Annotated in this window: 10 protein-coding genes; 6 read left to right on the top strand and 4 right to left on the bottom strand. The window is 58.9% G+C overall.

The window, feature by feature from the left end; translation table 11 throughout:
• Positions 1 to 81 precede the first annotated feature (81 nt).
• Positions 82 to 993 carry a UDP-3-O-acyl-N-acetylglucosamine deacetylase gene (gene lpxC, locus BWR59_RS09080; protein ID WP_081565313.1) on the top strand — a complete coding sequence of 304 codons (912 nt, stop codon included), beginning with the start codon at positions 82 to 84 and terminating at the stop codon, positions 991 to 993.
• Between the two features lie 959 nt (positions 994 to 1,952).
• On the opposite strand, the gene BWR59_RS09070 is transcribed toward lpxC, so the two are convergent.
• Positions 1,953 to 2,417, bottom strand: a complete 465-nt coding sequence (locus BWR59_RS09070; protein ID WP_081565311.1) for a DciA family protein — start codon at positions 2,415 to 2,417, stop codon at positions 1,953 to 1,955.
• A gap of 318 nt (positions 2,418 to 2,735) precedes the next feature.
• On the opposite strand from BWR59_RS09070, the gene secA reads away from it, so the two are divergent.
• The 3 genes from secA to BWR59_RS09055 all read left to right on the top strand — a co-directional run bounded on the left by secA (position 2,736) and on the right by BWR59_RS09055 (position 7,938).
• Positions 2,736 to 5,486, top strand: coding sequence for a preprotein translocase subunit SecA (gene secA, locus BWR59_RS09065; protein WP_081565310.1), 2,751 nt, complete (start codon positions 2,736 to 2,738; stop codon positions 5,484 to 5,486).
• 136 nt (positions 5,487 to 5,622) lie between these two features.
• Positions 5,623 to 6,840 carry a bifunctional glutamate N-acetyltransferase/amino-acid acetyltransferase ArgJ gene (gene argJ, locus BWR59_RS09060; protein ID WP_081565309.1) on the top strand — a complete coding sequence of 406 codons (1,218 nt, stop codon included), beginning with the start codon at positions 5,623 to 5,625 and terminating at the stop codon, positions 6,838 to 6,840.
• Positions 6,841 to 6,987: 147 nt separating this feature from the next.
• Positions 6,988 to 7,938 (top strand): Nudix family hydrolase, encoded by a 951-nt coding sequence (locus BWR59_RS09055; RefSeq protein WP_081565308.1) that lies wholly within the window; start codon positions 6,988 to 6,990, stop codon positions 7,936 to 7,938.
• 121 nt (positions 7,939 to 8,059) lie between these two features.
• Here the strand turns inward: BWR59_RS09055 and BWR59_RS09050 are convergent, their stop codons facing one another.
• The 3 genes from BWR59_RS09050 to BWR59_RS09040 all read right to left on the bottom strand — a co-directional run bounded on the left by BWR59_RS09050 (position 8,060) and on the right by BWR59_RS09040 (position 11,834).
• Positions 8,060 to 8,638: a cob(I)yrinic acid a,c-diamide adenosyltransferase gene (locus BWR59_RS09050; protein WP_081565307.1), complete on the bottom strand. Its 579-nt coding sequence runs from the start codon at positions 8,636 to 8,638 to the stop codon at positions 8,060 to 8,062.
• A 4-nt stretch (positions 8,639 to 8,642) separates the two neighbouring features.
• A complete protein-coding gene (locus BWR59_RS09045) occupies positions 8,643 to 10,691 on the bottom strand; it encodes an ATP-binding protein (protein WP_081565306.1) in 2,049 nt (682 codons plus the stop codon).
• 222 nt (positions 10,692 to 10,913) lie between these two features.
• Positions 10,914 to 11,834, bottom strand: a complete 921-nt coding sequence (locus tag BWR59_RS09040; RefSeq protein ID WP_081565305.1) for a putative 2-dehydropantoate 2-reductase — start codon at positions 11,832 to 11,834, stop codon at positions 10,914 to 10,916.
• A 157-nt stretch (positions 11,835 to 11,991) separates the two neighbouring features.
• Here BWR59_RS09040 and BWR59_RS09035 point away from each other — a divergent pair, with 157 nt between their 5' ends.
• Together BWR59_RS09035 and BWR59_RS09030 are read left to right on the top strand one after the other, a co-directional pair.
• Positions 11,992 to 12,477, top strand: coding sequence for a YajQ family cyclic di-GMP-binding protein (locus tag BWR59_RS09035; protein WP_081565304.1), 486 nt, complete (start codon positions 11,992 to 11,994; stop codon positions 12,475 to 12,477).
• A 141-nt stretch (positions 12,478 to 12,618) separates the two neighbouring features.
• Complete coding sequence (locus tag BWR59_RS09030; RefSeq protein WP_081565582.1) at positions 12,619 to 13,473, top strand: mechanosensitive ion channel family protein; 855 nt, start codon at positions 12,619 to 12,621, stop codon at positions 13,471 to 13,473.
• The last annotated feature ends 98 nt before the right edge of the window (positions 13,474 to 13,571 follow it).

The raw sequence follows: 13,571 nt of genomic DNA, 5'->3' as shown, positions 1-13,571 counted from the left end.
TGTTCAGCAAAGGCGAGGTCTGCTATCATCGCCAGCCTTTGTTGATACTAATTCGCGATATGCGCTGAAGCGGCCAATGCCATGATTAAACAACGCACCCTGAAGAATATTATCCGTGCCACAGGTATCGGCCTGCACTCGGGGGAAAAGGTTTACCTGACCCTCAAACCTGCACCTGTGAACGCTGGCATTGTGTTTTTCCGTACCGACCTTGAGCCGGTAGTCCAGATCAACGCTCACGCGCTGAATGTTGGCGACACCACGCTCTCCACAACGCTGTTCAATGGCGACGTGAAGGTCGATACGGTTGAACACTTGCTGTCGGCCATGGCCGGCCTTGGCATCGATAACGCCTACGTTGAACTCTCTGCCTCCGAAGTTCCGATCATGGACGGCAGCGCAGGTCCCTTCGTATTCCTGATTCAATCGGCTGGCCTGGAAGAACAGGACGCTCCGAAGAAATTCATCCGCATTCTGAAAGAAGTCTGCGTTGAAGAAGATGGCAAGTTCGCCAAGTTCGTGCCGTTTGAAGGTTTCAAGGTGGGCTTCGAAATAGATTTCGACCACCCGTACCTGAAAAACCGTACGCAAACCGCGTGCGTCGACTTTTCCAGTACTTCGTTCGTGAAAGAAGTCAGCCGTGCCCGTACTTTCGGTTTCATGAAAGACATCGAGTACCTGCGCAAGCACAACCTTGCACTGGGCGGCAGCGTTGAAAACGCTATCGTCGTGGACAAGGACGGCGTGTTGAACGAAGACGGCCTGCGTTATGAGGACGAATTCGTCAAACACAAGATTCTGGATGCCATCGGTGACCTGTATCTGTTGGGCAATAGCCTGATTGGCGAGTACCAGGGCTTCAAGTCGGGCCATGGTCTGAACAATCGTCTTCTGCGTGCCTTGATTGCACAGGAAGATGCTTGGGAAGTCGTGACCTTCGAAGATGCCAGTACCGCACCGATCTCCTACATGCGCCCTGTAGCGGCGGTGTAAAAGTCTCTTCTTCCTAGTTTGATATTTAAGGCCACCTTCGGGTGGCCTTTTTTATTGGAGCGCTGTTGGTTGATCGCTACCGCCGGCAAGCCGGACTGCTACAGGTTCGGTGTCCGCCGTTGCCGTTGCCGTTGCCGTTGCCGTTGATCTTGATCTTGATCTTGATCTTGATCTTCGTACGCAATAGTCCAGACGCCACAAATCGCGACTTGGGTGCAGGCTGAACGCAGGCGTCGCGCAGTGGGACGAGCGGCATGGATGCCGCGAGAGCCGCCCCCCGCCATGGATGGCGGATGGCGGCGGGCCCACGGAGCGTCGCCGAAGTGAGGGTACGGCGACGAAGGAGTCGCCAAACCAGGAGCAAGGACACTTGGTTACTTGGTGTCTTTTCAAGTAACTCGCCGAAGGCGAAACAGGTCTGGCGTTAGCCAGAGCCGTATCTGCCGCGCCGCTATTACGTGGAGTATCCAGATTTCCAGCTGTACACGAATCCCTGGGGAAGTTGTGCAACAGCCCGGGCCGCGGTCGGACGATAGGGGTGGATCAGGCGGCTCATCTGCAACTGATAACCCGCTATCGCTGCCGTCGTGACCTCCGGCGTCTCCGACAGGGTTCGCGTAACGCCCCAACACCGAGTGGCTTTTGATCTTGCTTCTAAGCGCGCGTCAGTTCAGACGACACCAATTGCGACTTGGGTGCAGGCTGAACGCAGGCGGCGTGGAGTGGGCCGAGCGGCATGGATGGCGGCGGGCCCACGGAGCGTCGCCGAAGTGAGGGTATTCCGACGAAGGAGGAACCCAACCAGGAGCAAGGACACTTGGTTACTTGGTGGTGGTGCGGCATTCCGATTTTCAAGTAACTCGCCGAAGGCGAAACAAGTCTGGCGTTAGCCAGAGTCAATATCAGAGTCACCAAAAATCACGGATAAACACACATGACGATCCGCCAGACCGCCCTGATCACCCACCTGAATCCTTAGACTTCCCATGCGCCGCCAACCGCTCCAGCGCAGCCTTCAGCTTGGGATCACTGATCCCCTCGGCCGTAGAACTGATCGATTCCGCCGCCGCGCTCGAAAGATCCCTCGAATGAACAACATCAGCCCGATGGTTCGTTGCAGGCTGTACCTTCAGTTGCAAACGCGTCAGGTTGGCGAACTCCTTGAAAGCCACCAATTGCCGTTGCAAACGTTTCTGCTGATAGCGCAAACGTGTCGCCCAATGCCCATCAGTCACGATCAGCAACAATGTGCCCTCACGCCACGAAGCCACATGACAATGCGCACGCGCAGCCGGTTGCAACTGACTTTCCAGCAAACGCTGCAAATGTGCCAAACGTTGTGCATGATTGAAAATGGCTCTGAGCGGCCTGGCTTCGCGCAGAAGAACAGCCGGTGCGCGAGCCGGTAAAGGACGGAATGCCATGACAGGTGCCTTGTGTTACAAGTGCATGATGTTAACAGAAAGCCCGATTTAGCCGCCTGAACATCGGACGCAGGCGAAATTGCCGGCGCTGATCATGAAAAAACATTAATCAAACTTCTCCCCCCAACGGGTTGAAGTCCGAAGAAATGCCCCTATTGTACTTCTGCCCCGTAACATTGCTGTGCCAGCATCGTGGAATAACGCCACTTTCCTCACCACCATTTCCGGGTAGAATGCTCGTTCGCATGCGGCCATGAGGGCTGCACGGGCGACTCACGGGGCCGCCCTCCATCCCTATGTGTGGAAGATCCTGTCGATATGTTTGCACCTTTGTTAAAAAAACTTTTCGGAAGCAAGAACGAGCGCGAAGTGAAGCGCATGCTCAAGACGGTTCAAGTCGTCAACAGCTTCGAAGAGCAAATGGTGGCCCTTTCGGACGAGCAGCTGCGTGCCAAAACCGAAGAGTTCAAGGCCCGCATAGCCAAAGGTGAGACCCTCGATCAGCTCCTGCCTGAAGCGTTCGCGGTCTGCCGTGAAGCGGGCAAACGCATCATGGGGATGCGTCACTTCGACGTTCAGCTGATCGGCGGTATGACACTGCACGAAGGCATGATCGCCGAGATGCGTACCGGTGAAGGTAAAACCCTGGTGGCAACACTGGCGGTGTACCTCAACGCGCTGTCCGGCAAGGGCGTGCACGTTGTGACCGTGAACGATTACCTGGCCCGTCGTGACGCCAACTGGATGCGTCCGTTGTACGAATTCCTCGGTCTGACCGTGGGCGTCGTCACGCCATTCCAGCCGCCTGAAGAGAAACGCGCCGCTTACGGCTCGGACATCACCTACGGCACCAACAACGAATTCGGTTTCGATTACCTGCGCGACAACATGGCGTTCAGCCTGGAAGACAAATTCCAGCGCGAACTGAATTTCTCGGTGATCGACGAAGTGGACTCGATCCTCATCGACGAAGCCCGTACGCCACTGATCATCTCCGGCCAGGCCGAAGACAGCTCCAAGCTTTATACCGAAATCAACAAGCTGATCCCTAAACTCGAGCAGCACATCGAGGAAGTGGAAGGTCAGGTCACCAAACAAGGTCACTTCAGCATTGACGAGAAATCCCGTCAGGTTGAGCTGAACGAGTCCGGTCACCAGTTCATTGAAGAAATGCTCACCGAAGTCGGCCTGCTGGCCGAAGGCGAGAGCCTGTACTCGGCGCACAACCTGGGTCTGCTGACTCACGTGTATGCCGGTCTGCGTGCGCACAAACTGTTCCATCGCAACGTGGAATATATCGTCCAGGACGGCCAGATCCTGCTGGTCGACGAACACACCGGTCGTACCATGCCGGGCCGTCGTCTGTCCGAAGGCCTGCACCAGGCGATCGAAGCCAAAGAGCACCTGAACATTCAGGCCGAGAGCCAGACGCTGGCGTCGACCACGTTCCAGAACTACTTCCGTCTGTACAACAAGCTGTCCGGCATGACCGGTACCGCGGACACCGAAGCGTTCGAATTCCACCAGATCTACGCGCTGGCCGTGATGGTCATTCCGCCAAACAAGCCGTTGGCCCGTAAGGACTTCAACGACCTGGTGTACCTGACTGCCGAAGAGAAATACCTGGCGATCATCACCGACATCAAGGCCTGCCTGGCCGAACAACGTCCGGTGCTGGTCGGTACGGCGACCATCGAAACTTCAGAGCACATGTCCAATCTGCTCAAGAAGGAAGGCATCGACCACAAGGTCCTGAACGCCAAGTTCCACGAAAAAGAAGCCGAAATCATCGCACAAGCCGGTCGTCCGGGCGCACTGACCATCGCCACCAACATGGCCGGTCGTGGTACCGACATCCTGCTCGGCGGTAACTGGGAAGTGGAAGTCGCCAGCCTGGAAGACCCGACGCCTGAGCAGATCGCGCAGATCAAGGCCGACTGGCAGAAGCGTCATCAGCAAGTGATCGAGGCGGGCGGCTTGCACGTCATCGCCTCCGAGCGTCACGAATCCCGCCGTATCGACAACCAGTTGCGTGGTCGTGCGGGTCGTCAGGGTGACACCGGTTCCAGCCGTTTCTACCTGTCGCTGGAAGACAGCCTGATGCGCATCTTCGCCTCTGACCGGGTGAAGAACTTCATGAAGGCGCTGGGTATGCAGTCCGGTGAGGCGATCGAGCACCGCATGGTGACCAACGCCATCGAGAAGGCTCAACGCAAGGTCGAAGGCCGTAACTTCGACATTCGTAAGCAACTGCTCGAGTTCGACGACGTTTCCAACGAACAGCGTAAAGTGATCTACCACATGCGTAACAGCCTGCTGGCTGCGACCAACATTGGTGACACCATCGCCGAGTTCCGCGAAGAAGTACTCGACGCCACCATCAGTAGTCACATTCCTCCACAATCGCTGCCTGAGCAGTGGGATGTGGCCGGTCTGGAAGCAGCGCTGAACAGTGATTTCGGTGTGAAGCTGCCGATTCAGCAGTGGCTCGACGAAGACGATCACCTGCACGAAGAAAACCTGCGCCCCAAACTCCTCGAAGCCATCATGTCGGCTTACAACGAGAAAGAAGACCAGGCCAGCGCCGAAGCCCTGCGTACCTTCGAGAAGCAGATTCTGCTGCGCGTTCTGGACGATCTGTGGAAAGACCACCTGTCGACCATGGACCACTTGCGTCACGGCATTCACCTGCGTGGCTACGCTCAGAAGAACCCGAAGCAGGAATACAAGCGCGAGTCGTTTACCCTGTTCCAGGAACTGCTGGACTCGATCAAGCGCGACACCATTCGTGTGTTGTCACACGTACAGGTTCGTCGCGAAGATCCAGCCGAAGAAGAAGCCCGTCTGCGTCGCGAAGCCGAAGAACTGGCTCAGCGCATGCAGTTCCAGCATGCCGAAGCGCCTGGTCTGGATCATCCCGATGTGCTGGCCGAGGAGGGCGAGGACGTCGCCGTCGCGGCAGCAACTGCCATGTCGCCGGTTCGCAATGACCAGAAGCTGGGTCGCAACGAGCTGTGCTGGTGTGGTTCGGGCAAGAAATTCAAACACTGTCACGGTCAGATAAACTGAGTCGACACCGTCGACCGGCTGCATCTGAACCGTAACACCGCGCCGCGACCGGCCTAGCCGTCGCGGCGTTTTTCAATTTGATCGAGCCGTACCGGTTCAGCCGGACGGCGTGGCTATCTCTCAAGGAGCGCATTTCATGGCTGTTGGTCTTGGTCCTCTGCCGACGCTGCACCCGGTCCCCGGTTTTGAACTTGGCATCGCCTCTGCCGGCATCAAGCGTCCCGGTCGCAAAGACGTAGTGGTCATGCGCTGCGCCGAAGGCTCCAGCGTTGCAGGCGTATTCACCCTGAACGCGTTTTGCGCGGCGCCGGTGATCCTGTCCAAACAGCGCGTGCAAGGCACCGTGCGTTACCTGCTGACCAATACCGGCAATGCCAACGCCGGTACCGGTGAGCCAGGTCTGGTCGCGGCTGAGCGCACCACCGCCAAGCTGGCCGAAATCACGGGCGTCGATGCCAGCGCGGTGCTGCCGTTTTCGACCGGTGTGATCGGCGAGCCGTTGCCTGTGGAAAAGATCGAAGGCGCGCTGCAAGCTGCGCTGGATGATTTGTCTGTGGATAACTGGTCGGCTGCGGCCACCGGCATCATGACCACCGACACTTTGCCAAAAGGGGCTAGCCGTCAGTTTCAGATCGACGGCGTGACGGTCACTGTGACCGGCATCAGCAAGGGCGCGGGCATGATCCGCCCGAACATGGCGACCATGCTGGGCTACATCGCCACCGACGCCAATGTTTCCCAGAACGTGCTCCAGGACCTGATTCGCGATGGCGCGAACAAGTCGTTCAACCGCATCACCATCGACGGCGACACCTCGACCAACGACTGCTGCATGCTGATCGCCACCGGTCAGGCGAACCTGCCGCCAGTCACCGAGGCCAAAGGCCCGGTGTTCGAGGCACTGAAAAAAGCGGTGTTCGAAGTGTGCATGGACGTGGCTCAAGCCATCGTGCGTGATGGCGAGGGTGCGACCAAGTTCGTGACCGTTGAGGTCAACGGTGGTCGCAACCATCAGGAATGCCTGGACGTCGGTTACACCGTCGCTCACTCGCCCCTGATCAAGACTGCGCTGTTCGCTTCCGACCCGAACTGGGGCCGCATTCTGGCTGCGGTCGGTCGTGCCGGTGTGCCGGATCTGGACGTCAGCAAAATCGACGTGTTCCTTAGCGGCGTCTGCATCGCCAGCAAAGGCGCCCGCGCTTCTACCTACACCGAAGCGCAGGGTTCGGCGGTGATGGCTGAGGAAGAAATCACCATCCGCATCGAATTGGGCCGCGGTGATTGCAGCGAAACCATCTGGACCACCGATCTGTCCCACGAGTACGTGAAGATCAACGCGGAATACCGCACCTGATCGCAGGTCTACCAAGCGCTGCTGATCTGTAGCAGCACGGCTTGCCGGCGGCGTATTCAAGATCGCTGCCGCCGGCAAGCCGGACTGCTAAAGGGGCGTCGACGCCTTCATCGCGCCACGGCGGACAGTTTTAGAGGAAGTTTGAACGTGAAACGTATCCATGTAGCCGCTGCGGTCATCCGTGGCTCCGACGGCAAGATTCTTATTGCCCGGCGCGCTGACAAACAGCACCAGGGCGGTTTGTGGGAGTTTCCCGGGGGCAAGGTCGAGCCTGACGAAACTGTCGAAGCGGCGTTGTCCCGTGAGTTGAAAGAAGAGTTGGGCATTGTGGTTGCCAAGGCGCGACCACTGATCAAGATCAAGCATGACTACCCCGACAAGCAGGTATTGCTCGACGTCTGGGAAGTCTCCTCCTTCAGCGGTGAGCCTCACGGCGCCGAAGGTCAGCCTCTGGCCTGGGTGTCGAATCGAGAGCTTGCCAGTTACGATTTTCCTGCCGCGAACCAGCCGATCGTTGCCGCCGCCAGGTTGCCCGGCGAATACCTGATCACGCCGGACGCGCTGGAAACGCCGCAGCTTTTGCAGGGCATCCAGAAGGCGGTTGCTGGTGGCATCAAGTTGATTCAATTGCGCGCGCCGAACGGCTACGACCCCAAATACCGCGATGTGGCGGTGGACGCGGTCGGACTCTGTGCAGGCAAGGCCCAGCTGATGCTGAAAGGCCCGCTGGAGTGGCTGGGCGACTTCCCGGCGGCCGGGTGGCACCTGACCAGCGCACAACTGCGCAAGTACGCCAGCAAGGGCCGTCCGTTCCCCGAAGAGCGGTGGCTGGCCGCTTCATGCCATAACGCCGAGGAGCTGTCTCTGGCGGAACAGATGGGCGTGGATTTCGTCACCTTGTCACCGGTGCAGCCGACCCAGACGCACCCCGATGCGCAGCCGCTAGGGTGGGAGAGGGCGCGCGAGCTGATCGACGGCTTCGGCAAGCCGGTTTATCTGCTGGGTGGTGTTGGCCCGGACGAACGTCAGCAGGCGTGGGAAAGCGGCGCGCAAGGTGTTGCCGGGATCAGGGCGTTCTGGCCGCATGGGTTTGATTGACGCCTTGAACGGATGTCCTGAACTGTAGCAGCACGGCTTGCCGGCGGTGGCGTTTCAGAAATCACCGCCGCCGGCAAGCCATGCAGCTACAGGGGAGTCACTGCGTCCTGTCTCGTCTCGTTCACTCCGGCTTCTTCGCTGCCTGCCACAAAATCTCCGCGACACCCTGCCGACGGGCAATCAGCCGAGCTGCAACGAACAGTAGATCCGACAGCCGATTGATATACGCCAGGCCAAACCCCGCTAAAGGCTCAATCGCATTCAGATGCTGGCAGCGCCGCTCCGCGCTTCGGGCCAGACTGCGGCAAACATGAGCTTGGGCGATCAGTGCCGAGCCGCCGGGCAGGATGAAGTTATCCAGCGGCCCCAACTCTTCGTTCCACACATCGATAGCCGCTTCCAGCCGTTCGATTTCCGTAGCGTTGAGCGCCTGATATTCCGGCATCGCCAATTCGCCACCCAAATCGAACAACCGATGCTGACACGGCGCCAGAACGTCGATGATTTCCTGCATCGCAGGCACTGCCCCTGCCAGTCCTTCGAGCCCCGCCAACAGCAAGCCCAACTGACTGTTAAGCGTATCGACTTCGCCGATGGCCTCCACGCGCGGGTGATCCTTCGGCACGCGACGACCGTCACCGAGCCCGGTCTCGCCCTTGTCACCGGTGCGTGTGTAAATCTTCGACAAGCGAAATCCCATGGTTTTACTCCCGGTCGTTCTGACCAATGACCTGCGGGGCAGGCACGTTCATCGGATTGCCCGCCAGCGGCAAGCGCAAGGTGAAGCAGGTGCCCTGGCCCAGCGTGGAGTGAACCTCCATCTGGCCCTTGTGGTTGTTGGTGATGATGAAGTACGAAACCGACAGCCCCAGCCCGGTGCCCTGGCCGATTTCCTTGGTCGTGAAGAATGGCTCGAACGTACGCTTGCGCACGCTTTCCGGCATGCCGACACCGTTGTCCTCGACCTGAATCTCCGCCCATGGCGGGTTGAGCCGAGTGCGCAAAATGATCCGCCCTGGCTCGCTGTCGTTTTCGCGCTGATGGATGGCTTGCGCTGCGTTTTTAAGCAGATTGAGCAGCACTTGCTCAAGTTCGTTGGCGGTGCCGGGCACCGGGCCAAGTTTGGGGTCGAACTGGCGAATGATGTTCTGACCCTTGAAGTCGAAACCGATGGTCAGGTCAAAATCGTTGCTGGCGATCTCGACCGCTTGATCGATCAGCGCTGGCAGGTCGCAGGGTGCCATTTGCCGATTGCTGCGCCGACTGAAACTGAGCATGTGGCTGACGATCTTCGCGGCCCGCGCGCCCGCTTGCTGAATGCCATCGAGCAACTGCGGTACTTCCCGGGCGCTGAGGTATTGATTCACTGCGCTCAGCTCGACGCCTTCCTGCTCGGCCTGCTCCTGATTCTTCGGCAGATCCGGAGACAGACGACGCCGGATGTTCTGCACGTTGTGCATGATCGCGCCCAGGGGGTTATTGATTTCGTGAGCCATGCCTGCCGCAAGACCGCCCACCGAGAGCATTTTTTCCGACTGCACCATCATGTCTTCAAGTGACAGCCGCTGGGTGATGTCATCGATGCGAATCACCACGCCACGCCCGGCACCGCCGGTCAGCGGGTAAAAGGTCAGGGCGAAGTGGCGGGTGAGATCGCCTTTGACCCAGGTCACGCGCTCGATCTTGGTCACGGTATGGCGTTCGACCGTCTGCTTGATCTGCGGCAGGAAGGATTTCATCGGCGGGAACGCCAGGAAAATCGGCTGGTTCAGGGCCTCGTCCAGCGGTGTGCCCGAGAGTGCGCCAGCTTCCTGATTCCACTGCGTCACGTACAACTGTTCGTCCAGCGCGATCAGCGCCGATGGCATCGAGTCGATGATGCTGTTGAGGTAGTTCTGAAAACCCGTGAGCTTTTTCTCGATCTTGCTCCGCACCTGGACTTCCAGCTCCAGCTTGCGGTTGGTGTGACGGGTTTCTTCGGCCAGGCCCTGCGCCTGGTCGTAAGCATCCTGCGACTCGTCGCGAGCGCGTTTGAGCTGCTGCTCGCGGGCTTCCATGCGCGACAGCATGGTGTTGAAAGCCTCGGCCAGTGAGCCGATTTCGTCCCGATTGCCCGTTCCGGCGCGCAGTGCGTAGTTCTCTTCTCGGGTGACCCGGCGCGACAGTTGTTCCAGCAGGTAGATGGGCTCGGTGATGAAGCGGCGAATCTGCCGCGCAACGCCCGCCCACAACAGGATGCTGAAAATCAGGATACCGAGACTGGCGGTCAGGGTGCCGGTATAGAACGCGGTCGGCAGTTCGCTGCTGGCCACCAGTAACAGATGGCCCGGCGCCTGACCTTGTTTAGGGATCGGGATCACCTGAGTGTTGCGAAACTCGGTGATACGCCAGCTTTCCAGATTGCGGTAGTGGTCCGGCAGACGCAGCTTGTCGCCTTGCTGGACCTGCGCCAGTCGGTTACCTGTGCTGTCGTAGACGGCGGCGGCGCGCAACGGGCCGTAGTTTTTCAGCTCCTTGAGCAGTGCCTGGGCGTTGTAGGGGGAGGAGAGGGCCTGTTCCGACAGTCCGGGGTTGCTGATCAGTCGGCCGATGGTCTGCAAGGCCTGAGGCGCCATGGCTTCCTGGGAAATGTAGTAGGCGGCGCTGATGAAGGTCAGGTTGGCGACCAGCAGAACGGTGGTCAGCAGGACCAGCAGGGCGGCCAACAGCTTCTGGCCGACCGGCAGGTTTTCGAGGCGCTGGCGCAATGGCATTGGGCAGAGTCACTGGCGGATGAGGAACAGGCAGGTTAGCGCTGTTCAGGGCCTGAGCAAACCCACGATGCATAACCGAAGGAAATGTCTCTGCAAGGGGAGCGCCGGTCTCCTCAACGCACATACCTGTCACGACGCGGAACACACCTGTAGCAGTCCGGCCTGCCGGCGGTGACGCCCGCAAGATCGCAACCGCCATAAAGCCGGCCCGCTACAGGGCGTTCAGTTGCTGGGAAGGCCTTTGCCACTCAGGTGATCGATCAACCGAGTGCGTATCCGGTTCAGAAGACGCACGTCGCAGCCACTCAGCGCAGCGGCCTTGCAGAGATGCCCCAGCAGATAGCTGATTTCGGTGCGTCGACCCTGAGCCACGTCCTGATACATCGACGAATAATTGGCCGCTGTGGCCTCGATCACGCGCATCACTTCCTCCTGCAGACCGATCGCAGCCTGTGGCTGGCCGCAGCTTTGCAGCACTCGAACCAGTTCGTCGCACAATGCGCGGACTTCCTCTGCATGCGCCTGCAATTCGCCATTGCGGCAGCCGTGCAGCACGGTCAGCGGGTTGATCGCGCAATTCAGCGCCAGCTTGCGCCACAGGCGATCCAGAATCTCTGACGTCCATTGATGGGGAATGCCTGCGCCCGTCAGCTCATTCAGCCACTGGGGTGGGTCGCCTTGCTGTGGGTCACCGAGCCAGTTAAAGCCTTGCCCGGCGAACACCACGCTGAAGTCTTCGTCGCGAAACGCCCCTTCGGTACTGGAAACGAAAATACACCGGGCTTGCGGAACGAGGGCCGCCACAGCGTCCTGGCTGCCCAGGCCATTTTGCAACAGCAGAATCTCGGCGCCGGAGGTCAGGCGCGATGCGACGCTGGCAACGGCTGGTTCCGCATCGTAGGCCTTGCAGGCCACCAGCAGGCGTTGAATCGGCTCTTGAGCGTCGAAGGTTTGCGCTGGAATGGCGAAGGTCGCACGTTCGCCTTGCTCGCTCAAGCTCAGGCCGCCCTTGGCGCTGTAAGCCGCAAGACGTGAGGGGTTGCGCAGTATAAGGCGCACCGGCAGGCCAGCTCTGGCCAGTCGCGTTGCCCACAGACTGCCAAGGCTGCCTGCGCCGAGAATGTGCCAGGGAGTCGTTTTCACCCAGCAAACTCATTTGAGGAGCGAGAAAACAAAATCGGCATTGCAGGCTCACATGAACATAGGAAAAGTCTCGTTATAATGACCGGGCTTTCATACCGTCAAGTCAGGCGTGCTCCATTCACATGTCGAGCCGCGCCGTATCAATTGGAGAATCTACATGCCCTCGTTCGACGTAGTGTCCGAACTGGATAAACACGAAGTCACGAATGCCGTCGACAACGCGATCAAGGAGCTGGACCGCCGCTACGACCTCAAAGGCAAAGGCAGCTTCGAGTTCACGGAAAAAGACCTGCTGATCAAGATGACCGCCGAAGAAGGCTTCCAACTCGAAGCCATGATCGAGATCCTCAAGCTGGCACTGGTCAAGCGCAAGATCGACGTGCAATGCCTTGAGCTGAAGGATGCCTTTGCTTCCGGTAAGGTCATGAAGCAGGAAGCCACGCTCAAGGAAGGCATCGACAAGGAGCTGGCGAAGAAGATCGTTGCGCACATCAAAGAAGCCAAGCTCAAGGTGCAGGCCGCCATTCAGGGCGAGCAGGTCCGTGTGACCGGCAAGAAACGCGATGACCTGCAGGAAGCCATTGCGGCCCTGCGCGCGAAGGAATTCGGCATGCCACTGCAGTTCAACAACTTCCGCGACTAATGGCCTGTCTGATTTGCCTCCGCGTAGGGAACCTGAAGGGTTTGTGTGCGTCCGAGTGCAGGTCCCACTGAAGCGATGACGCCGCAGGCGTTATCGTTCCGGTCTTCCGTTTTCGCGACCGCGAGGAGAAATTAAATGGATTTGGATTTGAACGGCCAGGTCGATCACCTGGTCAAGGCCTCCCAGGCCTGGATTCCCATGGTCATGCAGTACGGCAGCAAGGTGCTGCTGGCGCTGGTCGTGCTGCTGGTAGGTTGGTGGCTGATCAACAAACTGACCACCAAGGTCGGCGTACTACTGGCATTTCGTCAGGTCGATCTTGCTCTGCAAGGCTTCATCAGCAGCCTGGCCAACATCATTCTGAAGGTCTTGCTGATCGTCAGCGTCGCGTCGATGATCGGCGTCGAAACCACGTCTTTCGTGGCTGCGATCGGTGCCGCCGGTCTGGCCATCGGTCTGGCATTGCAGGGTAGCCTGGCGAACTTCGCCGGTGGGGTACTGATTCTGCTGTTCCGTCCGTTCCGCATTGGTGACTGGATTGAAGCTCAGGGCGTTGCCGGTACTGTCGACAGCATTCAGATCTTCCACACCATTCTGCGCACCGGTGACAACAAGACAGTGATTCTGCCGAACGGCAACCTATCGAACGGCATCATCACCAACACCAACCGTCAGCCAACCCGCAAGGTAGTGTTCGATGTCGGTGTCGATTATGACGCCGACCTGCAGAAGGCCCGGCAGGTGTTGCTGGATCTGGCGAAAGACCCACGTGTCATGGAAGACCCTGCGCCGCAGGCGGTAATTTCGACCCTGGGCGACAGCTCGATCACCGTTTCACTGCGTATCTGGACCAAGACGTCCGATTACTGGGACGTGATGTTCATGCTCAACGCCGAGGCGCGTGATCGCCTGAAGGCCGAGAACATCGACATTCCGTTCCCGCAGCGTGTGATTCGTGTGGTGCAGGAACAGCAGGAACCCGCCACTCAGCGCTGAGTGCTTCTGTAGAAACGACAAAAGCCCCGGCTCGTGAGAGTGCGGGGCTTTTTGTTGGATGCTCTGTCAGGACTGCCACAGATGGCGGATCAACCGAA

The organism is Pseudomonas sp. Bc-h (genome assembly GCF_002080045.1).
GTDB lineage: Bacteria > Pseudomonadota > Gammaproteobacteria > Pseudomonadales > Pseudomonadaceae > Aquipseudomonas.
The sequence above is the reverse complement of the archived record's forward strand: the minus strand, read 5'-3'. Positions and strand labels throughout refer to the sequence as shown.